Origin of the sequence: Pseudonocardia zijingensis (assembly GCF_042657305.1) — a bacterium.
Classification (GTDB): domain Bacteria; phylum Actinomycetota; class Actinomycetes; order Mycobacteriales; family Pseudonocardiaceae; genus Pseudonocardia; species Pseudonocardia zijingensis.
Genome location: NZ_JBHSKO010000033.1, coordinates 41,704 through 61,954, shown reverse-complemented (window position 1 = coordinate 61,954; position 20,251 = coordinate 41,704). Strand labels below are relative to the sequence as shown.

Sequence of the window (20,251 nt, the reverse complement as noted above, 5' to 3'; positions counted from 1 at the left end):
GCCCGGGCTCACGCGACCCGGGCGGCCTCCGGGACGCGCCTGCCCAGTGCCGCGTCCACCGCGCGTGCCAGTGCCGGGCCGGGATCGGCGCAGCGCCCGTCGTGGCGCCAGGCCACGACCCCGTCGGGGCGCACCAGCACGGCCGAGTCCGGGCCCAGCCGGTACGCCGTGCGCAGGGCGCCGCGCGGGTCGGGCAGGTCGCGCCCGGCCACGAGCACCTGCAGCGGCACGTGACCACGGCCGCGCGTCGCCCCTGTCCAGCCCGCGCCCGCCGGGCCGGTCAGCACGGTCATCCGGTCCTCGAACAGGTCGAGCACGCTCACCCGCCGCCCGTGCCGGCGCACCCAGACGTGCGGGGCGCGCTCGCCGGGCCGGGCCGTGCGGACGTGCCCCCGCGCGGGCGCCGCGCCGTCGTCGGCGATCACGGGGGAGCGGTAGGTGCGGCCCAGGTCGGTGGGCAGGCCGTCGTCGGGCCGGCGCTCCTCGAGCAGCGAGCGGGCGGCGAGCGCCCGGCCGAGCGGCCCGCGTTCGGCCGCGTAGCTGTCGACCAACGCCTCGCCGGCGATGCCGCGCACGGCCCACGCCAGCCGCCACCCCAGCTCGTGCCCGTCGTGGATCGCGGTGTTCATGCCGATCCCGCCCATCGGCGTCATCCGGTGCGCGGCGTCACCCACCACGAAGGCCGGGCCGGCCCGCACGGTCGTCGCGACGTCCGCGGCCATCGTGAAGGCTCCGGACGCGAGGAACTCGGGCTCCAGCCCGGAGATCCCCGTGGCGGTGCGCAGCAGCGCGGTCCAGCGGGCGGGCGTGTAGTCAGCAGCGCTCTCCCCGCGCACCGGATCCCACCGCCGCGTCGCGGTCCAGCGGCCCGCCCCGACCGGCACCAGCACGCACTCGGCGTCGGGGTGCTTCACGAAGACGATCCCCGGCAGCCGCCTGCCGAGCAGGGCGCCGAGATCGGGGCGGAAGAGCACGTTGACGAACTCGCCGAGCGAGCCGAGGTGCTCCCAGCCGATCCCCACCGCGGCGCGCACGGCGCTGCGCGGGCCGTCGGCGCCCACCACGTACCGCGCCCGCACCGCGCCCGCGGGGCCGAGCGCGGCCCGCACCCCGTCGGGCGCGGTGTCCAGACCGGTCAGGGTGGTGCCGAAGCGGATCTCGCCCCCGAGCCTGCGGATCTCCGCGGCGAGCACGGGCTCGATGTGGTCCTGCGCGCATACGGCCGGGTAGGCGGGGCTCACGGCCAGCGACTCCCGGATCGACGGGTAGGTGAACGGCACGAGCTCGTCCGGTGCGGCGGCGAGCGTGTGCGTGACGGCCACGCGCGGGTCGCAGTCGACACCGCCCGCGCGGACCGCGAGGTCGACGCCCCAGAACCGGAAGAGCTCCATCGTGCGCGTGCTCACGCCGGTGGCGCGCGGCACGGTGGAGGTGCCGGTCCGCCGCTCGACGACGAGGACGCGGGCGCCGTGGCGCAGCGCGGTGAGCGCGGTGGCGAGCCCGGCCGGCCCGGCGCCGACGACGAGCACGTCGGTGGTGGTGGTTCTCCGCATGGTGGCGAGCGTGCGCGTCGGCGCCGGCCGCGGGATCCGTAGCGGCTACCGACTTCTCCGTGACCGATACGGATCCGCAGGTCGTGCCCATCCGCGCACGATCCGGTGTATGACTTCCACCATGACGGGCACCGTCGACCCCGCGAACGCCGCGCAGGCGCAGGCGTGGGACGGCGCCGAGGGCGAGTACTGGGCCGCTCACGCCGGCGCGTTCGAACGCGCAGTGGCCGGGTACGACCCCCCGCTGTTCGCGGCGGCGGCGATCCGCCCCGGCGACCACGTCCTGGACGTCGGGTGCGGCACCGGCGCCACCACGCGGGAGGCCGCCCGGCGGGCGGAGCCCGGCTCCGCCACCGGCATCGACCTGTCCGGGGCCATGATCGAGGTCGCCCAGCGGGCAGGCGGCGCGAACGTCCGCTACGTGCAGGGCGACGCCCAGGTGCACCCGTTCCGCACGGGCGAGTTCGACATCGTGCTCAGCCGCACGGGCGCGATGTTCTTCGGCGACCCGCAGGCCGCGTTCGCCAACCTGGCCCGCGCCACGCGGCCCGGCGGGCGGGCCGTGCTGCTGGTCTGGCAGGGGCTCGCGCACAACCCGTGGCTGGCCGAGATCACCCACGCGCTGGCCGCCGGCCGGGACCTGCCGGCCCCGCCCGAGGGCGCACCCGGCCCGTTCGGCCTCGCCGACCCGGTCCGCATCCGAGACCTGCTGGGCGGCGCGGGCTACACCCGCGTCGAGATCGCGGACGTGCGCGAACCCCTGAACTTCGGCCCCGACCCCGACACCGCCCACGCGTTCGTCGCCGGGTTGCTGCGCTGGATGGTCGCCGAACTCGACCCGTCCACCCGCGCCCGCGCCCTCGCCGACCTGCACGCGATGCTGGCGGCCCACCACACGTCCCGCGGGGTCGAGCTTGACTCCGCGGCCTGGCTGGTGACGGCCACCACGGAGTCGTGATCGGGCGGGCACCGGGAACACGCCGGGGAGGGGAGTCGTTGGACCACCCATGGCCACGATCGAGTTGACCACCGAGAACTTCAACGACGTCGTCGGCGCGGATGGCACCGTGCTCGTCGACTTCTGGGCGTCCTGGTGCGGCCCGTGCAAGCAGTTCGCGCCCGTGTTCGAAGAGGCGTCGCAGGCCCATGAGGACATCACGTTCGGCAAGGTCGACACCGAGGCCCAGGTCGAACTCGCGCAGGCGTTCGGCATCTCGTCGATCCCCACGCTGATGGCGGTCCGCGACGGCGTCGTGCTCTACGCGCAGCCCGGCGCGCTGCCCGCCGCGGCCCTCGAGGACCTCATCGGGCAGGTGCGCGCCGTCGACATGGACGCCGTGCGCCGCGAGGTCGCCCAGCAGGAGGCGGCCCAGCAGCAGGGACAGCAGCAGGCCTGACCCCTCAGTCGGGCACGCGCAGCAGGTACTCGCTCGACGCCACGTCCCACGTCATGTCGATCAGGCCGCGGGCGCGGGCGGCCTTCGCGAAGGACAGGAACGTGTTGAAGCCGTAGCGCTTCTCGCTGAAGTCCGGCTGCCGCTTGCGCAGCTGGTCCTTCAGCCCGGAGAGCGGCGGCGGTGACCCGGGCGCCTGCAACTGCCGCACCACGTCGACGAGCAGCGCGAACGCGTCGTCGACCTCCGTGCCGTCCTCGGGGAAGGTGACCTCCGGGTCGCCCTGCGCCGACCCGGCGCGCAGCTCGAGGACGTGTTGGCTCTCCAGGTGCCGCAGGAGCTCACCGAAGCCCCGGAACCCCAGCTCGGCCTCGTCGAACGTCGGGTCCTTGCGCAGCACCGCCCGCTTGAGGCGGGATGCGAGCACCGGGCCGTCGGCGTGACGCTGCAGCCCGGCGAGGGTGCTGGTGATGAGCTGCGCGGCGTCCCCGTCCTCCGCCTGCGTCGCCTGCTCGGCAGGCGGCGGCTGCTCCACGGGCTGCGGGGCCGGCTCGGCGGGCGCCACGTCCAGCACCACCTGCGGGCGTGACCGGCTGCGGCCGCGGCGGGCCGGCTGTCCCGGCTCCACCCCGGGCAGCCGGTCGTAGAACAGGAACTCGTCGCAGGCAGGCGGCAGGAGCGCCGACGTCGAGGACTGCACACCGATCCCGATCACCCGTTTGTCGAGCTCGCGCAGCTTGTGCACCAGCGGGGTGAAGTCGGAGTCGCCCGTGCAGATCGCGAACGTGGTGATGAACCCGCGCGCGAACGCCATCTCGATCGCGTCGACCGCCATCTTGATGTCCGCCGCGTTCTTGCGGGAGCCGCCGACGCGCTGCGGGATCTCGATGAGCTCCACCTGCGCCCTGGCCAGCAACCTGCGGTCCTCGTCGAAGGACGACCAGTCCGCGTAGGCCCGCCGCGCGACCACGCGCCCGCGCTCGGCGAGCGCGTCGGCCACCGGCCCGAAGTCGAACGGCGCCACGCCGAGCCCGTCGCGCGCCCCGATCGCCAGGTTCTCGTAGTCGAGGAACAAGGCGATGCGCTCGTCGTCGTTGATCACGGTGGCGGCTCCGGGGGTGCGGTGGAGAGGCAGCCTAGAGCAGCGTGCCCGCACGGTCGCCCGCGGTGAGCGCGTCCGGGTTCCCCCGGTCGTGCGGCTTTCGGGCGGCCAGCCCCTCCTGGTGGCGCCGCGCATCGTGCGGGGCCGCCCCTCCCAGGTCAAGGGCGCCTCCGGCGTCGCTCCGCGATTGCTTCGCGCCCCTGGACCTGCGAGCCTCTGCGGCCCCTACGGGCAGGCTTCGCGGGCAGGCCAGTGCCTGCCCCGCCGGCGCGCGACGCCACCAGGAGGCTGGCTTCCCCCGGAGGGGTGGAGCCGGAGGTTTCGACGACCCCGGGGCGCAGGATTCGGCTCTCCAGGTCACTCCCGGTGGCGCTGGTCCTTCAGGCGCTGGAGCTTGCCCACCGACCGCTCGAGGGTCTCCGGGTCGACGACCTCGCAGTGCACGCTCACCCCGACCGTGTCCTTGACGGTTGTGACCAGCTCCTGCGCCGCCGCCGTGCGCCGGTCGGGCGGGCAATCGGGCCGCGCCTCCACCCGCACGGTCATCGCGTCGAGCCGCCCCTCCGTGGTGAGCACGAGCTGGAAGTGCGGGGCGAGGCCCGCGGTGCGCAGGACGACCTCCTCGATCTGGGTGGGGAACACGTTCACGCCCCGCAGGATGATCATGTCGTCGCTGCGGCCGGTGATCTTCTGCATCCGGCGCATGGCCGGGCGCGCGGTGCCCGGCAGCAGCCGGGTGAGGTCGCGGGTGCGGTAGCGGATGATCGGCAGCGCCTCCTTGGTGAGCGAGGTGAACAGGAGCTCGCCCTCCTCGCCCTCGGCCAGCGGCGTGCCGTCGATCGGGTCGATGACCTCGGGGTAGAAGGCGTCCTCCCAGACGTGCAGCCCGTCCTTGGTCTCGACGCACTCCTGCGAGACGCCGGGACCCATCACCTCCGACAGCCCGTAGATGTCCACGGCGTGCATGCCCGTGCGGTTCTCGATCTCGCCGCGCATCTGCTCGGTCCACGGCTCGGCGCCGAAGATCCCGACCCGCAACGACGAGGAGGCCGGGTCGATGCCCTGCTTCTCGAACTCGTCGATGATCGTGAGCATGTACGACGGGGTGACCATGATGATCTCGGGGCGGAAGTCCTGGATCAGCTGGACCTGCCGCGGGGTCATGCCCCCCGACACCGGGATGACCGTGGCCCCCAGCTCCTCCGCGCCGTAGTGCGCGCCCAGGCCGCCGGTGAACAGGCCGTACCCGTAGGCGACGTGCACCTTGTGGCCGGGTCGGCCGCCCGCCGCCCGGATCGAGCGGGCCATGAGGGTGGACCAGGTGCGGATGTCGCGTTCGGTGTAGCCCACCACCGTCGGCTTGCCCGTGGTGCCCGACGAGGCGTGGATGCGACGCACCTGCTCCTGCGGCACCGCGAACATGCCGAACGGGTAGTTGTCGCGCAGGTCTGCCTTGGAGGTGGTGGGGAACTTCGCGAGGTCGGCGAGCTCCTTGCAGTCGTCGGGGTGCACGCCGGCCGCGTCGAAGCTCGCCCGGTAGAACGGCACGTTGTCGTACGCGTGCCGGAGCGTCCAGCGCAGCCGCTCCAGCTGCAGCGCCCGCAGCTCGTCGATCGACATCCGCTCGGTCGGGTCCAGCAGGTCGGCGGGTGGTGCCTCGCCGAGCCGCCGTTGGGTCGTCGTCACCGCTGCCCCTCCTTCTCCGCCGGCTTCTCGGCCACCAGCGTCAGCACGTCGTAGCGCGCCACCGACTCCCCGTCCTGGCGCGTGACGTCGGCGTCCCAGCGGACCTCGCCGTACCCCGCCGTGTCCCGCGGTGTGAGCTGCTTGCAGGTGAGCGTGACGGTCAGCTCGTCGCCGAACTTCACCGGCGTGAGGAAGCGCAGGTCGTCGACGCCGAAGTTGGCCAGCACGGGGCCCGGGTCGGGGTCGACGAACAGGCCCGCTGCGAGCGACACCACGAGGTAGCCGTGGGCCACGCGCTCGCCGAAGAGCGGGTTGGCCGCGGCCGCCTCGGCGTCCATGTGGGCGTAGAAGGTGTCGCCGGTGAACTCCGCGAAGTGCTCGACGTCGGACTGGGTGACCCGGCGCGGCCCCGCGACGATCGTGTCGCCGGGGCGCAGCTCCTCCAGGTGCTTGCGGAACGGGTGGACGTCGGTGACCGTGCGCCGCGAGCCCGGCACCCAGCGGCCGGTGATCGCGGTCAGGGTGTCCGGGTCGGCCTGCACCGCCGTGCGCTGCATGTGGTGCAGCACGCCGCGGATGCCGCCCATCTCCTCGCCGCCGCCCGCGCGGCCGGGGCCGCCGTGCACCAGCGCCGGGAGCGGCGATCCGTGCCCGGTGGACTCCTTCGCGTCCGCCTCGTTCAGCACGAGCAGCCGCCCGTGCCACGGGGCCACGCCGAGCACCACGTCGCGCGCGAACGCCGGATCGGCGGTGACGACGGAGCCGGCGAGGCTGCCCCGGCCGCGCGCGGCGTAGTCCACCAGCTGCGCGGTGCTCGCGTAGGGGAGCACGGTGGACACCGGGCCGAACGCCTCCACCTCGTGCGGCTCGGCCCGCTCGGGGTCGCCGACCAGCAGGATCGGCGAGACGAACGCGCCGCGCTCAGGGTCGGCGTCGACCACCTCGACCTTCTCGGGGTCACCGAACACGATCCGCCCGGCGTCGGCCAGCGCCTTGACGCCGCGGCGCACCTCCTCGCGCTGCTCCAGGCTCGCGAGCGCCCCCATCCGCACGCCCTCGCTCGCCGGGTTGCCGATCGTCGTGCGCGCCAGGCGCGCGGAGACGGCCTCGACCACGGCGTCGACGTGCTGCTCCGGCACGAACGCCCGCCGGATCGCCGTGCACTTCTGGCCCGCCTTGACCGTCATCTCGGCGACGAGGCCCTTCACGTACAGGTCGAACTCCGGCGTGCCCGGGGCGGCGTCGGGGCCGAGCACGGAGAGGTTGAGCGAGTCGGCCTCGGCGGTGAACCGCACCGCGTGGCGCACGACCGCGGGGTGCGTGCGCAGGGTGGCGGCGGTGGACGCCGAGCCGGTGAACGAGACGAGGTCCTGCTCGGTGAGGTGGTCGAGCAGGTCGCCGGTGCTGCCGGCCACGAACTGCAGCGAGCCCTCGGGCAGCAACCCGGACTCGACGATCAGCTCCACGAGCGCCGCGGTGAGGAAGGCGGTGGGGCTGGCCGGCTTGATCAGCGAGGGCACCCCGGCGAGGAACGCGGGCGCGAGCTTCTCCAGGGGCCCCCACACCGGGAAGTTGAACGCGTTGATCTGCACCGCCACCCCGTGCAACGGCGTGCAGACGTGCTGGCCGACGAACGTGCCGCCGCGGCCGAGCGGCTCGACGCCGCCCTCGACGTAGAACGTGTCGTTGGGCAGCTCGCGGCGGCCCTTCGAGGCGAAGGCGAGCAGCACGCCGATGCCGCCGTCGACGTCGAACTTCGAGTCGCCGAGAGTGGCGCCGGTCTGAGCGGAGACGGCGTAGAGGTGCTCGCGGTGCTCGCGCAGGTGCTGACCGAGGGCTTTCAGCAGGGCGGCGCGCTGGTGGAAGGTGAGCTCGCGCAGCGCGGGGCCGCCGACGCGGCGGCCGTGGTCGAGCGCGGCGGCGAAGTCGACACCGGCCGAGGAGATCCGGGCGATCTCCGCACCGGTCACCGCGTCGTGCAGCGGCCGGCCCTCCTCGGTGGGGCGGTGCCAGTCACCGCTCACGTAGCTGCGCAGGACGGGCGCCATCGGCGGTGCCTCCGTTGGTGTCACTCAACCGACCGTTCGTTCGGGGGGTGACGCTAGCACCTGCGGGCCGCGCATCCCAGGCCCGCGGCCCCGGAGGCATTCGCTCTGGACGCGGCAACCCGCGGGTGGACAATCGCCGGCACCTGAGCGCGCATCGCGAGGAGGTCGGCCATGACTGATCGGGACACGGTTGTCCGGCACGGGGCATCGGTCGAGACGCTGGAGGCGATCGCCGACGCGTTCAACGCGCACGACCTCGACGCGATCATGGAGTTCTTCGCCGAGGACTGCGCCCTCGACATGCCGCGCGGGCCCGATCCCTGGGGCACGCGCGTCACCGGGAAGGCAGCGGTGCGCGACGCGCTGGCCTCGCGCTTCGCCGGACTGCCCGACGTCCACTACGGCGACGCGCGGCACTGGGTCAGCGGTGACCTCGGGGTCTCGGAGTGGCTGCTCACCGGGACGGCGGCCGACGGGCGTCCGGTACGCGTGCGCGGCTGCGACCACTGGGAGTTCCGCGAGGGGAAGGTCGCGCGCAAGGACTCGTACTGGAAGATCGTCGAGACGTAGCCGTCCCGGCGCCTGCCGCGGGCGTGATGTGGGCGAAGCCGCTGCGGGCGTTCCAGGTGGGGAACGCCCGCACCAGCCACGTGGGCCCGTGGAGCCGGATCCGGCCGTCGCGCACGGCTTCGGCCCAGCTGAGCTGCCCGGCGTGCCACTTCACGAAGGCCTCGGCCTCGGCCGTGACGAAGAGGTCCTCGTCCAGGCCGGGGTAGGTCTTGCAGATCTCGGTGTCGCCGCGCTCGACCAGGAGCCAGTACCGCTCCGGGCGGCGGCGGCCCGTGAAGTCGAAGCGGATGACGACGCGGCGCTCGGGGAGCCGGTCCCGGCGGAGCATGTTGCACATCGACCACAGGGCCACGAACGGGTCCAGGTGCTCCGGGGCGATCTCGAGCCAGTGGGCTCCCCATTCGCCCAGCGACCTGCAGACCGCGAAGAGGTCGTGACCGGCGGGCGTCAGCTCGTAGTGGCGGCCGCGGCGGCCGGGCGTGGCTGTCGACGCGACGATGCCGAACCGTTCGAGCTGCTTGAGCCGCTGTGAGAGCAGGGTGCGGGACAGCCCCGGGGCGCCCTCCAGGATCTCGCCGAAGCTCCCGCAACCCAGGTGCAGGTTGCGGATGATCAGCGGCGTCCAGCGCTCCGCGAAGATCTCGGCGCCGCGGGCGATCGGGCAGTACTGGCCGTACGTCCGCACGACGCCAGTGTCCCGCCCTCCGGGGTGCCCGGGAAGTCCAGATTCCTGACTTCACGGCGGCGGTCCGTGGCGGTGCGATGGCCGCATGGGGCGAGGAGGCGATCGCGATGACCGCGATGACGACGACGATGGACGGGTTCCGCGGTGAGCTGATCACCGCCGACCACGCGGACTACGACACCGCCCGGGCCGTGTGGAACGGCGCGGTCGACCGGCGCCCCCGGCTGGTGGCCCGGTGCAGTGGGACGGAAGACGTGGCGGCGGCCGTGCGCTTCGCCCGCGACCACGACCTGGAGATCGCCGTCCGGGGTGGCGGCCACAACGTCGCCGGCATCGCGGTGTGCGACGACGGGCTCGTCGTCGACCTGTCGGCGATGCGGGCCGTCTCGGTCGACCCCGCCGCCGGCACGGCCCGCGTGCAGGGCGGCGCGCTGTGGGGCGACGTCGACCACGCGAGCCAGGCCCACGGTCTCGCCACCACCGGCGGGATCGTGAGCCACACCGGCGTCGCAGGGCTCACGCTCGGCGGCGGAATCGGCCACCTCATGCGCAGCCACGGGCTCGCCGTCGACAACCTGCTGGCGGCCGAGGTCGTCACGGCCGACGGCAGCGTCGTCCTGGCATCCGCGAACGAACACCCCGACCTGTTCTGGGCGCTGCGCGGGGGCGGCGGCAACTTCGGGGTGGTCACGTCGTTCCGCTTCGCGCTGCACGCGGTCGGCCCGACCGTGCTGGCCGGACCCGTCTTCTGGGCGGCCGAGGACACCGATGCCCTCCTGCGCTTCTACCGCGACTTCGTCGGCGACGCACCCGACGAGCTCGGCACCATCGTCCGGCTCGGCACCGTCCCGCCGCTCCCGGTCGTCGCCGAGGAGCTGCACTGGCGACCGGCCGTCGCCGTCACCTGCTGCTGGTCCGGCGCCGTGGACGACGGCGAGCGCGCGGTGGCGGAGCTGCGCAGGTTCGGAACGCCGCTGGTGGACCTGATCTCTCCCACGCCGTACGTCGCCTTCCAGAGCGGCATCGACTCCACCGTGCCCCACGGGTGGCACTACTACTGGAAGGGCACGAACCTCGCCGGTCTCTCCGACGACGTCATCACGGTCATCGCCGACCACGCCTACAGGGCGGGCTCGCCCCGGTCGTACGCGGCGTTGTTCCACATCGGTGGCGCCGTCGCCCGGGTCCCCCGCGAGGCCACGGCCTACGGCAGCCGCGACGCCGCCCACGTCATGAGCATCGACGGCGTGTGGCTGCCCGAGGAGTCCGGCGAGCACGCCGCTGCCGAGACCGCCTGGGCGCGGCGGTTCCTCGAGGCGCTGCGGCCGCACCACGCCGGTGTCTACGTCAACTTCCTCGATGCCGACGACGGCACCGGGCGCGTCCGCGAGGCTTACGGCGATCGCACCTACCGGCGGCTGGCCGAGGTCAAGGCCGAGTACGACCCCGACAACGCCTTCCACCACAACAAGAACATCCGCCCGTAACGGCGACCGATCGTTCGGTCGGCCGTTACCCTGGCGCGATGACCGATGATCCGGCCGTCCGCGTCGAGCGGGACGGGGCCGTCGCCGTCCTCACGTTGGCGCGGCCCGCGCGCTACAACGCCCTCACGGTGGAGCTCAAGACGGCGCTGCTCGCGGCGCTCGGCGAGCTGGCCGGCGCGGGCGACGTGCGGGCGCTCGTGCTCACCGGCGCGGGCAAGGCGTTCTGCGTGGGGCAGGACCTCGGCGAGCACGCCGATGCGCTGCGCCGGGACCCGGGCACGGCATTGAGCACCGTCGCCGAGCACTACAACCCGATCGTCCGCGGGCTCACCGACCTGCCGTTCCCGGTGGTCGCCGCGATCAACGGCCCGTGCGTCGGGGCAGGGCTGGGCTTCGCGCTGGCCTGCGACCTGCGCGTCGCCGCGACCGGGGCGTCCTTCTCCACGGCGTTCACCGGCATCGGGCTCACCGCCGACTCGGGGCTCTCGGCGAGCCTCACCCACGCCATCGGCGTCTCGCGGGCCCTGGAGCTGCTGCTGCTCGGGGAGAGCTTCACCGCGGAGGACGCGCAGGCCTGGGGTCTGGTGCGCACGGTGGTGCCGCCGGAGGAGTTGCGCGGGGCCGCGCTCGAGCTGGCGCGGCGGCTCGCGGCCGGGCCCACGCGCGCCTACGCCGAGGTCCGGAAGGCGGTGCGGTACGGGGCCACCGCGCCCCTGGACGACGTGCTCGCCGCGGAGGCGCTCGCGCAGACGCGCCTGGCCGCCACGGCCGACCACGTGCAGGCGGTGACCGCCTTCCTGGAGAAGCGGCGCCCGACGTTCGAGGGCCGGTGAGCGCGTGAGCACCCAGACCGGCGGGCGGGTGCGGCGGCCGAGCCACGGGCCCGGGTCGCTGCTGGAGGTGGCGGTGGGGGAGTTCCTCACCCGCGGCTACGACGCCACATCGATGGAGGACCTCTCCCGTGCCGCCGGGATCACGAAGTCGTCGTTCTACCACCACTTCAGCGGCAAGGAGGCGCTCCTGCGGGCGGCTCTCGAACGCGCGCTGGACGGCCTGTTCGCGATCCTCGACTCGGAGGGCGCCCGCACCGGCACCCCGCTGGAACGGCTGCGCCACATCGTCCGGGGCCAGGTGGGCGTGCTGGTGGCGGAGCTGCCGTACGTCACCGTGCTGCTGCGGGTGCGCGGCAACACCGAGTCGGAGCGGTGGGCGCTCGAGCGCAGGCGCGAGTTCGACGCCCGCGTCGCCGCGATCGTCCGGGAGGCGGTGGAGGCGGGCGAGCTGCGGGAGGACGTCGACCCCGCGCTCGCGGCCCGGCTCCTCTCGGGACTGGTGAACTCGGTCGTCGAGTGGGCACGGCCGGGCCGCGACCCCAACCGGCTCGCCGACGCGGTCGCCCGCGCCGCGTTCGAGGGGATCCTCCCGGCGCGGGCGTGACGCTCCGCCTCGATCTCGAGGCGCCGTGGTGGGGCTCTCGCGCCCGATATCGAGTTGAGACCTGCATCGCTGAAACAGCGCCGTCAGCGGAAGCGAACAAGCATGCGGCTCCCACGCGGGCCGCGAGCAGCGCACTGCACCGCATCCCGGTCGCCCGACGCCAGGCGACCCGGAGGCCGGTCGTGGAGCGGGCGAGCGGACGGCCGGGCGGCCCCGATCAGCAGGTGGGCGTGCCTGCTCCACGGGCCGGTCCGCCGAGCCGACCCGCCGCCGATCCGAGCGGCCCCACCCGTCCCACGAGGAACAACCATGCGCAAGCCTGCGAAGATCGGTCTCGGTGTCTTCGGGTCCATCGTCGCGATCATCGTCATCGCCGGGATCGCCAACGGCGGGGACCCGGCCCCGGTCCCGGCCGCCGCGCCCGCCACGTCCACCGCCGCGGCAACCCCGACCCCTCCCACCGCCACGCCCCCACCCACCACAGCTGCTGCGCCCCCGGCCGACGAGCTGTTCGTGGCCGCCGTGGTCGACTCACGGGAACTGGTCGGTGTCGGCCGCTCGATCTGCGGCGCCATCGGCACGCCGGACGTGTCCCACGCGAGCCTCGTCGCGGAGCTCGGCGCATCGAAGTGGGGAGTCGCCATCGCCGAGGCCGTGGTCGCCTCGGCCGAGCAGAACCTGTGCCCGGAACGGCAGTACGTCGTGCCGCCGGCCCCGTCGACCGTCGCGGCGCCCGCTCCGCCGGCCCCGCAGGCTGCCCCGAAGCCCGAGCCGAAGCGCGAGCAGGCCCCGCGGTCCGAGCCCGCTGCGGCGCCCCGGGACGAGGCTCCGTCGTCCGCGTACTACGAGAACTGCGCTGCGGCCCGGGCTGCCGGCGCCGCTCCGCTGCGCGTGGGTGAGCCCGGCTACCGCGGCGCGCTCGACCGGGACAAGGACGGCACCGCCTGCGAGTGAGTCGCACACCGCCCTGAGGCGTCGGCCCCTCCCTTCTCCGTGCACCGGCGGAGGGGCGGGCTGCCGCCTTGCGCACCCGGCATCCGTGCGTCACCATGAACCGAACGAACATTCGGTACGGAGGCTAGGCATGGACGAGACGGCCCTGGCCGCGCACTTCGACGCGACGATCGCGGGCGACCAGCGGATCGAGCCGCGGGACTGGATGCCCGAGGCGTACCGCAGGACGCTGATCCGCCAGATCGCCCAGCACGCGCATTCGGAGATCATCGGGATGCAGCCGGAGGGCAACTGGATCCGGCGCGCCCCCAGCCTGCGGCGCAAGGCGATCCTCCTGGCGAAGGTGCAGGACGAGGCCGGGCACGGGCTCTACCTCTACGCCGCCGCCGAGACGCTCGGGGTCGACCGCGAGGAGCTCACCGAGAAGCTCATCTCGGGCAGGCAGAAGTACTCGTCGATCTTCAACTACCCCACGCTGTCCTACGCCGACGTCGGCGTGATCGGCTGGCTCGTCGACGGCGCGGCGATCTGCAACCAGGTACCGCTGTGCCGCTGCTCCTACGGCCCGTACGCCCGCGCGATGGTGCGCATCTGCAAGGAGGAGTCGTTCCACCAGCGGCAGGGCTACGAGCTGCTGCTCGCGATGGTGAACGGCACCGACGCGCAGCGCGAGATGGTGCAGGAGTCCACCAACCGGTTCTGGTGGCCGTCGCTGATGATGTTCGGTCCGCCCGACGGCGACTCGCCCAACACCCGGCAGTCGATGGACTGGGGCATCAAACGGCACACCAACGACGAGCTGCGCCAGCGCTTCGTCGACATGACCGTGCCGCAGGCCGAGGCCCTGGGCGTCACGCTGCCCGACCCGGGCCTGCGCTGGAACGCCGAGCGCGGCCACTACGACTTCAGCGAGCCGGACTGGGACGAGTTCAAGGCCGTGATCTCCGGCTCGGGTCCGTGCAACGCGCAGCGGCTGGCGCAGCGGCGCCGGGCCCACGAGGAGGGCGCGTGGGTGCGCGCGGCCGCGCAGGCGTACGCGGAGAAGCAGGCGAGCAGGACGGCGGCGGCATGAGCGACGACGGTGCGCGGCGCGGCTGGCCGCTCTACGAGGTGTTCGTGCGCGGCAAGCGCGGGCTCAACCACGTGCACGTCGGGTCGCTGCACGCGCCCGACGCCGAGATGGCGCTGCACAACGCCCGCGACCTCTACACCCGGCGCAACGAGGGCGTCTCGATCTGGGTGGTGAAGGCCTCCGACATCACCGCCTCCAGCCCCGACGAGAAGGACCCGTTCTTCGCGCCGTCGGCCGACAAGGTCTACCGGCACCCGACGTTCTACGCGATCCCCGAGGACGTGCCGCACCTGTGAACACCGACAGCGGGACCGAACACGACCCGACGAACGCCTACCAGTCGCTCGTCGAGACGCTGGGGCACGACGACCCCCGCTGGGCCTTCGGGTCCGGCGTGGAGGATGTGCAGGCGGAGATCACCTCACCGGTGCCCGACGGCGTCGACCCGGCCGACCTCGCCGCGTACTGCCTCATGCTCGGCGACGACGCGCTGATCTACAGCCACCGGCTCACGGAGTGGGTGACGAACGCGCCCGAGCTGGAGGAGGAGGTCGCCCTCGCCAACACCGCGCTCGACCTGCTCGGCCAGGCGCGGGTGCTGCTCGCGCGCGCCGGTCACGTGGAGGGGCGCGGGCGGGACGAGGACGCCCTCGCCTTCCTGCGCACCGAACCGGAGTTCCGGAACATCGCGCTCGCCGAGGTGCCCGACGACCGCGACTTCGCCCGCGCGATCGCCCGGCTCCTGCTGTTCTCGACCTGGCGGCTCGCGCTGCTGCAGCGGCTGCTCGGCTCGCGGGACCCGGTGGTCGCGGCCGTCGCGGGCAAGGGCGTCAAGGAGCTGGCCTACCACCGCGACCACGCCGCGCGCTGGACCCTGCGCCTCGGCGACGGCACCCCGGAGTCACACCGGCGGATGCAGGCCGCGCTCGATGCGCTCTGGCCCTACGTCGAGGAGCTGTTCCGCACCTCCGACGTGGAGCGCCGCCTCGCCGACGCGGGTGTGACGGTGGACCCGGCGCAGGTTCGCGGGGAGGTCGACGCCGTGCTGGACGAGGTGCTGGGCCGCGCCACGCTGACCCGGCCGACGGCCCCGCCTGCCGGCCCGATCAACGGGGGCGCCGGCCGGCAGGGCCTGCACACCGAGTACCTCGGCCACGTGCTCGCCGAGATGCAGAGCCTGGCCCGGCAGCACCCGGGGGCGACATGGTGACCCGACCCGTGAGTGGATACGAGTGCTCCAGCACTCGTATCCACTCACGACCGGATGCCCGCCGGGTCGTCGCCGAGGTCGTCGACCCGGAGATGCCGATGCTCACGCTCGACGACCTCGGCGTCGTCCGCGCGGTCGAGACCGACGCGGACGCGGTGACCGTCACGATCACGCCGACCTACTCGGGCTGCCCCGCGTTGGAGGCGATGCGTGACGACCTGCGCGCCCGGCTCGCCGCGGCCGGGTACGCGCGGGTCGAGGTGCGCACGGTGCTCTCGCCGCCGTGGAGCACCGATTGGATCACGCCGGAGGGCCGTCGCAAGCTCGCCGAGCACGGTGTGGCCCCGCCTGATCGCGTGGGCGTCCGCGGCGCGGGCCCCGTCCCGCTGACGCTCGCGGCCCCGCCTGCCGTCGTGCGCTGCCCGCGGTGCGGCTCGGCCGCCACCGAGGAGCTCTCCCGCTTCGGCCCCACCTCGTGCACGGCGCTGCGCCGCTGCACCGCGTGCCGGGAGCCGTTCGAGCACATGAAGGAGCACTAGTGGGCGCGCCGCAGATCGATGTGCCCGTCCCGCGCACGAGCGGCTTCCACCTGCTGCGGGTGGCCGACGTCGAGCGGCTGTGCGACGACGCCGTGGCCGTCACCTTCGACGTGCCCGCCGACCTGCAGGACCTCTTCGCGTTCCGCCCCGGTCAGTACCTCACCCTGCGGCTGCACCACGACGGCACCGAGGAGCGGCGGTCGTACTCGATCTGCGCGCCGGCCGGTGCGCTGCCCAAGGTCGGGGTGCGGCGGGTCGACGGAGGCCTCTTCTCCGAGTGGCTGGTCGACCGGGTCGCACCCGGCGACGCGATCGAGGTGGCCCCGCCCGCCGGCTCGTTCACCCCGGAGCTCGCGCCGGGCACGCACCACGGGCTGATCGCCGCCGGGTCGGGGATCACCCCGGTGCTCTCGATCGCCGCGTCCGTGCTCGCCGCCCACCCGGACGCCCGCGTCACCCTGCTCTACGGCAACCGGCGCACCGACACCGTGATGTTCACCGAGGAGCTCGCCGACCTCAAGAACGCCTACGGCCCGAGGCTGCACCTGCTGCACGTGCTGTCCCGGGAGCCGATGGAGGCCGAGATCTTCACCGGCCGGCTCGACGCCGCGAAGCTGCGGCAGCTCCTCGGCGCGCTCGTCGACGTCGGCGACGTGGACCACTGGTGGCTGTGCGGGCCGCTCGGGATGACCGAGGCCGCCGTCGAGGTGCTCACCGGGTTCGGCGTCGACCGCAAGCGGGTGCACCGCGAGCTGTTCTACGTCGACGAGCCGCCGCCGGAACTGCACCGCGCCGACCCGGCGATCGAGGGCGCCACCAGCGAGGTCACGGTGGTGCTGAACGGCCGCTCCACCACCATGACCCTGCCCCGCGCCGACAGCGTGCTCGACGCCGCGCAGAAGGTGCGCGGCGACCTCCCCTTCGCGTGCAAGGGCGGCGTCTGCGGCACGTGCCGGGCGAAGGTCACGGCGGGCGAGGTGGCGATGCGGCGCAACTTCGCGCTGGAGGACGAGGAGGTCGAGGCGGGTTTCGTCCTCACCTGCCAGTCCCGCCCCGTCTCCGACGCGGTCACGGTCGACTACGACAGCTGACGCCCCGGCGTGCTCGCACATCGGTCGTGGAGTTCGCACACCGATTGCAGTCGGTGTGCGGGCGCGCATATCGGTGTGCGAGCGCGCCGGGGCGGGGTGGGGAGCTCCCTTCCCTGCCCTTCTGGGCGCGCGACGCCACCAGGAGGCGGTCTTCCGGAGATCGGGTTGTCAGCGTGGGGTGCTCGCACATCGGTTGTGGTGCCGGCACATCGGTTGCAGTCGGTGTGTGAGCACGCGTGGTGGTGTGTGAGCCCCGCGGGGGCCGGATTCCGACCCGCGTGCCACCCAGCGGCCTGCCGGGTCGTGGCCGGTGAGCGTCAGTTCAGGAGGAAGTCGTTGGGCGCGACCTTGTTGATCGCCGCTCCGAGCCCGGCGGCAACGAGCGTGGCGGCGAATGCCGTGGTGAACATGGCGGTGAGGACGCGCCGGATCCGCCTGTCTCGTCGCACGAGGTCCCCGTGCGCGAGGACGACCACGGCGACGGCCGTGGCGAGGAAGGGAGCGAGCCAGCCGATGTGCTCTTTCCACTCCATCCCGAAGGTGTGCCACCAGGCGGTGGCGTCGCTGCTCAGCAACCACGCACGCGGGTAGGCGTCGAGGGTCGTGGCTGCGGGCGGTTCGGCCCGGTAGCCGGGGTAGATCATCCAGGTCCCGGAGATCACCGTCGCCCAGGCCGTCAGCGCCATCCCGATCACGCTGGCGATCTGGACCCGCCGGGCGATCGGACCGGTGGGCACGCGGATGAGCGTGGCGAGGCCTCCGGCGAAGGCGTGCAGGAACACGACGGAGACGGTGATGTGGACGATCAGGAACAGCTGGTTGGCGGTGAACACGGCGCTCCTCGAGCGGCTCAGTGCCCGGCGATCATGCCGTAGACGGGTGGGAACGTCCCGAGCAACCCGATGGTCAGCAGCACGGTCGTCCAGGTGGTGACAGTGGTGATCTTCGGTTGGGACTTCCGGAGCGCGGCGTGCAGGACCAGCCAGACGACGGGGTAGAGCACGACCGCGGCCACGGCCTTCCCGGAGAGCGGCCCGACGGCCGTCGAGAGGGTGAGCCACTGCTTGACCACGCTGATCGACTCGGCGAGTACGACGGCGACGCCGAACGCGGCGCAGCCGACACCGGCCGCGATGATCGTCGCGGCGACGCGGCCGTCGACGTTCTGCGACGGCGTCCCCTCGGCCGGCCCGGTGCGGGCCGCGCCGGGCGGTCGGGCAGGTCGTGGGGTGGCCCGAACCGCGATGGGAGCGGTGGCCGCTTCCGCCGACATCACGTCCGGGGGCGTCGGACGACCCACCGGTGCGGGCATCCGCGTGGTCGCGTCCGGCTCGGTGCGCCGGTGTACCCAACCGGATGGCGGCGCTGACCACCGTTCGGTCTCCGGCTCCACCGGCCCTTGCCGATGGCCCGCAGCTGGGCGGGGACGAGGGCTCGGCCGAGGCGGCAGCCCGGCTGCCGGCGGCGGCTCGTGTCGTGTCGTCACAGCCTCCCCCTCGTCTCGCGTGCTCCACCGCCGGGCTCGCGCCAGGCGCGCAACAGGTGTTGCGATGTGATCCGCGGAGAGGCTAGCTCACCCGTGCAGGTGCACGTCAGTGCACGATCGCCCTCGTTCCGGGCTGGTCGGCGGCTGCGTTGCTCCGGGCCGAACGGTTCGTGCGGATCGGCAGGCGTCATCGCTCTGATCCGTGGGGTACGCCGGTGGCGTGGCCGGTCCCGTGCCGATCGGCACGGTTCGACGGCACAGGGCTGTCGTGCGTGCCGTCGGGACGGCTGGTGCCCCAGGGCTCGGGGGGCGGCGCGGTGTTGCCGAGGATGAGGTCGGCCGCCTTCTCGGCGATCATCATCGTCGGTCCGTAGGTGTTGGCGTTCGGCAACGCGGGCATGACCGAGGCGTCGACGACGCGCAGGCGTTGCACGCCGTGCACCCGCATGGTGCGGGGGTCGACCACGGCGTGCTCGTCGAGGCCCATCGCGGCGCTGCCCACGGGGTGCAGGCCGGTCTGAGCGCTGCGCCGGACCCAGTCGAGTATCGCGTCGTCGCCGTCGACGTCCGGTCCGGGGAGGATCTCCCCTCCGTCGTAGGGCTCGAACGCCGGCTGGGCGAACAGCTCCCTGGCCTTGCGCACGGCGATCGGCCAGAGCTGGTGGTCCTCGCTGCCGGTCAGGTAGTTGATCCGGATGACGGGATGGACGGCCGGGTCGCGCGAGGTGATCGTGACCGAGCCGCGGGCGTCGGTGCGCATCACGCCGACGTGCAGCTGGTAGCCGTGGTCACGGGGGCCGAGCGCGGTTTCCTCGCTGTGCATCGCGATCGGGGCGAACATGAACATGAGGTCCGGGTAGGGCGCCGTGTCGGAGCTGCGCACGAACCCGACGGCCTGCATCGGGTTGTTCGCCCCTGGCCCGGTGCCGGTCAGCAGCGACTGCGCGATGATGCCCGGCCAGTTCAGCTTGTTCTTCACGGCGACGTCGGAGACCGGCCGGCTGGCCGCGTGCTGCATGTGGACGGCGAGGTGGTCCTGCAGGTTCTGCCCGACCCCCGGCAGCTCGTGCACGACGGGGATGCCCAGCGGCTCCAGGTGGTGCGTGTCCCCGATTCCGGAGAGCTGGAGCACCTGCGGGGTGTTGATGGCGCCGCCGCAGAGCACGATCTCCCCGCCGTAGACGGTCGACATCCTGCCGCGGCTGTCGCGGTAGCGGACGCCCACCGCACGGGTCCCGGCGAACTCGATGTTCGTCACCAGCGCGTGGCAGCGCACGTGGAGGTTGGGCCTGCCACGCACCGGGCGCAGGTAGGAGGCGGCTGCCGACTCGCGCCGACCGTGCCGCACGGCCTGGTCGAGGCGGGCGAATCCTTCCTGCTGGACGTCGTTGATGTCCGGGGTGACCGGGTGGCCGGCTTGCCGGGCGGCGGCGAAGAAGGCGTCGAACAGCGGGCCCCGCGCGGGGCTGCGTTCCAGTGACTGGGGACCCTGACGGCCGCGGGTCGTGCCTCCTGGTTCGTCCCGGACACGTTCGAGCCTGCGGTAGTAGGGAAGGCAGTGGGCGGCGTCCCACTCGTGCATCCCGGGTCGCTCGGCCCAGCGGTCGTAGTCGGCGGGGTTGCCCCGCTGGTAGACCATCCCGTTGATGCTGCTGGACCCGCCGAGGACCTTGCCCCGGGGTTGGCGCATGCGGCGACCGTGCATCTGCGGTTCGGGCTCGGTCTCGTACATCCAGTCGTGCGTCCGGTTGCCGACCGGGAAGCCCATCGCGAGCGGCAGGTGCACCGCGAGGTCCCACCAGTAGTCCGGTCGGCCCGCCTCCAGGACCAGCACCCGGGTGCCGGGATCGGTCGTGAGCCGGTTGGCCAGCACACATCCCGCCGATCCGCCGCCGACGATGATGAAGTCGAAATGTGACATCGGTCCCCCCGTCTTC

General features: G+C 73.5%; 20 protein-coding genes. 12 read left to right on the top strand and 8 right to left on the bottom strand.

From position 1 onward, the window contains the following. Positions 1 to 8: 8 nt before the first annotated feature. A complete protein-coding gene (locus tag ACFPL3_RS37870) occupies positions 9 to 1,553 on the bottom strand; it encodes an FAD-dependent oxidoreductase (RefSeq protein WP_343944797.1) in 1,545 nt (514 codons plus the stop codon). 109 nt (positions 1,554 to 1,662) lie between these two features. Here ACFPL3_RS37870 and ACFPL3_RS37865 point away from each other — a divergent pair, with 109 nt between their 5' ends. After that, a complete protein-coding gene (locus tag ACFPL3_RS37865) occupies positions 1,663 to 2,511 on the top strand; it encodes a class I SAM-dependent methyltransferase (RefSeq protein WP_343944796.1) in 849 nt (282 codons plus the stop codon). A 49-nt stretch (positions 2,512 to 2,560) separates the two neighbouring features. After that, positions 2,561 to 2,950 carry a thioredoxin gene (gene trxA / locus ACFPL3_RS37860; protein ID WP_343944795.1) on the top strand — a complete coding sequence of 130 codons (390 nt, stop codon included), beginning with the start codon at positions 2,561 to 2,563 and terminating at the stop codon, positions 2,948 to 2,950. Between the two features lie 4 nt (positions 2,951 to 2,954). Here trxA and ACFPL3_RS37855 read toward each other — a convergent pair whose 3' ends face one another. From ACFPL3_RS37855 to paaZ, 3 genes are all read right to left on the bottom strand, one after another. After that, on the bottom strand, positions 2,955 to 4,049 hold the full coding sequence (locus tag ACFPL3_RS37855) for an NYN domain-containing protein (protein WP_343944794.1): 1,095 nt from the start codon (positions 4,047 to 4,049) through the stop codon (positions 2,955 to 2,957). Between the two features lie 357 nt (positions 4,050 to 4,406). Then, a complete protein-coding gene (gene paaK / locus ACFPL3_RS37850; RefSeq protein ID WP_379590610.1) occupies positions 4,407 to 5,669 on the bottom strand; it encodes a phenylacetate--CoA ligase PaaK in 1,263 nt (420 codons plus the stop codon). 62 nt (positions 5,670 to 5,731) lie between these two features. After that, entirely contained in the window at positions 5,732 to 7,783 is a 2,052-nt protein-coding gene (paaZ, locus tag ACFPL3_RS37845) for a phenylacetic acid degradation bifunctional protein PaaZ (protein ID WP_343944792.1), read from the bottom strand. Positions 7,784 to 7,954: 171 nt separating this feature from the next. On the opposite strand from paaZ, the gene ACFPL3_RS37840 reads away from it, so the two are divergent. Continuing rightward, positions 7,955 to 8,353: a nuclear transport factor 2 family protein gene (locus tag ACFPL3_RS37840; protein ID WP_343944791.1), complete on the top strand. Its 399-nt coding sequence runs from the start codon at positions 7,955 to 7,957 to the stop codon at positions 8,351 to 8,353. Here the strand turns inward: ACFPL3_RS37840 and ACFPL3_RS37835 are convergent. After that, complete coding sequence (locus ACFPL3_RS37835) at positions 8,238 to 9,038, bottom strand: winged helix-turn-helix transcriptional regulator (protein WP_343944790.1); 801 nt, start codon at positions 9,036 to 9,038, stop codon at positions 8,238 to 8,240. The genes ACFPL3_RS37840 and ACFPL3_RS37835 overlap by 116 nt on opposite strands. A gap of 107 nt (positions 9,039 to 9,145) precedes the next feature. Here ACFPL3_RS37835 and ACFPL3_RS37830 point away from each other — a divergent pair, with 107 nt between their 5' ends. The 9 genes from ACFPL3_RS37830 to paaE all read left to right on the top strand — a co-directional run bounded on the left by ACFPL3_RS37830 (position 9,146) and on the right by paaE (position 16,828). Continuing rightward, entirely contained in the window at positions 9,146 to 10,525 is a 1,380-nt protein-coding gene (locus ACFPL3_RS37830) for an FAD-binding oxidoreductase (RefSeq protein WP_343944789.1), read from the top strand. Between the two features lie 38 nt (positions 10,526 to 10,563). Next, positions 10,564 to 11,358, top strand: a complete 795-nt coding sequence (locus ACFPL3_RS37825; RefSeq protein ID WP_343944788.1) for an enoyl-CoA hydratase/isomerase family protein — start codon at positions 10,564 to 10,566, stop codon at positions 11,356 to 11,358. Positions 11,359 to 11,362: 4 nt separating this feature from the next. After that, positions 11,363 to 11,962, top strand: a complete 600-nt coding sequence (locus ACFPL3_RS37820; RefSeq protein ID WP_343944787.1) for a TetR/AcrR family transcriptional regulator — start codon at positions 11,363 to 11,365, stop codon at positions 11,960 to 11,962. Positions 11,963 to 12,271: 309 nt separating this feature from the next. Further along, positions 12,272 to 12,916 carry an excalibur calcium-binding domain-containing protein gene (locus ACFPL3_RS37815; RefSeq protein WP_343944786.1) on the top strand — a complete coding sequence of 215 codons (645 nt, stop codon included), beginning with the start codon at positions 12,272 to 12,274 and terminating at the stop codon, positions 12,914 to 12,916. Between the two features lie 130 nt (positions 12,917 to 13,046). Continuing rightward, on the top strand, positions 13,047 to 13,988 hold the full coding sequence (gene paaA, locus ACFPL3_RS37810; protein WP_343944785.1) for a 1,2-phenylacetyl-CoA epoxidase subunit PaaA: 942 nt from the start codon (positions 13,047 to 13,049) through the stop codon (positions 13,986 to 13,988). Then, a complete protein-coding gene (gene paaB, locus ACFPL3_RS37805; protein ID WP_343944784.1) occupies positions 13,985 to 14,284 on the top strand; it encodes a 1,2-phenylacetyl-CoA epoxidase subunit PaaB in 300 nt (99 codons plus the stop codon). Before paaA ends, paaB begins: the two co-directional genes overlap by 4 nt. Then, positions 14,281 to 15,198, top strand: coding sequence for a 1,2-phenylacetyl-CoA epoxidase subunit PaaC (gene paaC, locus ACFPL3_RS37800; protein WP_343944783.1), 918 nt, complete (start codon positions 14,281 to 14,283; stop codon positions 15,196 to 15,198). The genes paaB and paaC overlap by 4 nt, the downstream gene beginning before the upstream one ends. An 8-nt stretch (positions 15,199 to 15,206) precedes the next feature. Then, the gene (paaD, locus tag ACFPL3_RS37795; RefSeq protein ID WP_379590600.1) at positions 15,207 to 15,737 is read left to right on the top strand and encodes a 1,2-phenylacetyl-CoA epoxidase subunit PaaD; all 531 of its coding nucleotides are present in this window, start codon (positions 15,207 to 15,209) and stop codon (positions 15,735 to 15,737) included. Then, positions 15,737 to 16,828, top strand: coding sequence for a 1,2-phenylacetyl-CoA epoxidase subunit PaaE (gene paaE, locus ACFPL3_RS37790; protein ID WP_343944781.1), 1,092 nt, complete (start codon positions 15,737 to 15,739; stop codon positions 16,826 to 16,828). The genes paaD and paaE overlap by 1 nt, the downstream gene beginning before the upstream one ends. Before the next feature lie 317 nt (positions 16,829 to 17,145). On the opposite strand, the gene ACFPL3_RS37785 is transcribed toward paaE, so the two are convergent. From ACFPL3_RS37785 to ACFPL3_RS37775, 3 genes are all read right to left on the bottom strand, one after another. After that, positions 17,146 to 17,661, bottom strand: a complete 516-nt coding sequence (locus ACFPL3_RS37785; protein ID WP_343944780.1) for a hypothetical protein — start codon at positions 17,659 to 17,661, stop codon at positions 17,146 to 17,148. Positions 17,662 to 17,678: 17 nt separating this feature from the next. Then, positions 17,679 to 18,128 (bottom strand): hypothetical protein, encoded by a 450-nt coding sequence (locus ACFPL3_RS37780; protein WP_343944779.1) that lies wholly within the window; start codon positions 18,126 to 18,128, stop codon positions 17,679 to 17,681. A 373-nt stretch (positions 18,129 to 18,501) separates the two neighbouring features. Further along, positions 18,502 to 20,235: a choline dehydrogenase gene (locus ACFPL3_RS37775; protein ID WP_343944778.1), complete on the bottom strand. Its 1,734-nt coding sequence runs from the start codon at positions 20,233 to 20,235 to the stop codon at positions 18,502 to 18,504. Positions 20,236 to 20,251: the final 16 nt, after the last annotated feature.

Coding starts and splice junctions, on each gene's coding strand:
- trxA (WP_343944795.1), top strand. CDS start 2,561: ATGGCCACGATCGAGTTGACCACCGAGAACTTCAACGACGTCGTCGGC.
- ACFPL3_RS37815 (WP_343944786.1), top strand. CDS start 12,272: ATGCGCAAGCCTGCGAAGATCGGTCTCGGTGTCTTCGGGTCCATCGTC.
- ACFPL3_RS37870 (WP_343944797.1), bottom strand. CDS start 1,553: ATGCGGAGAACCACCACCACCGACGTGCTCGTCGTCGGCGCCGGGCCG.
- paaZ (WP_343944792.1), bottom strand. CDS start 7,783: ATGGCGCCCGTCCTGCGCAGCTACGTGAGCGGTGACTGGCACCGCCCC.
- ACFPL3_RS37775 (WP_343944778.1), bottom strand. CDS start 20,235: ATGTCACATTTCGACTTCATCATCGTCGGCGGCGGATCGGCGGGATGT.
- ACFPL3_RS37865 (WP_343944796.1), top strand. CDS start 1,663: ATGACTTCCACCATGACGGGCACCGTCGACCCCGCGAACGCCGCGCAG.
- ACFPL3_RS37825 (WP_343944788.1), top strand. CDS start 10,564: ATGACCGATGATCCGGCCGTCCGCGTCGAGCGGGACGGGGCCGTCGCC.
- ACFPL3_RS37840 (WP_343944791.1), top strand. CDS start 7,955: ATGACTGATCGGGACACGGTTGTCCGGCACGGGGCATCGGTCGAGACG.
- paaA (WP_343944785.1), top strand. CDS start 13,047: ATGGACGAGACGGCCCTGGCCGCGCACTTCGACGCGACGATCGCGGGC.
- ACFPL3_RS37830 (WP_343944789.1), top strand. CDS start 9,146: ATGACCGCGATGACGACGACGATGGACGGGTTCCGCGGTGAGCTGATC.
- paaB (WP_343944784.1), top strand. CDS start 13,985: ATGAGCGACGACGGTGCGCGGCGCGGCTGGCCGCTCTACGAGGTGTTC.
- paaK (WP_379590610.1), bottom strand. CDS start 5,669: ATGTCGATCGACGAGCTGCGGGCGCTGCAGCTGGAGCGGCTGCGCTGG.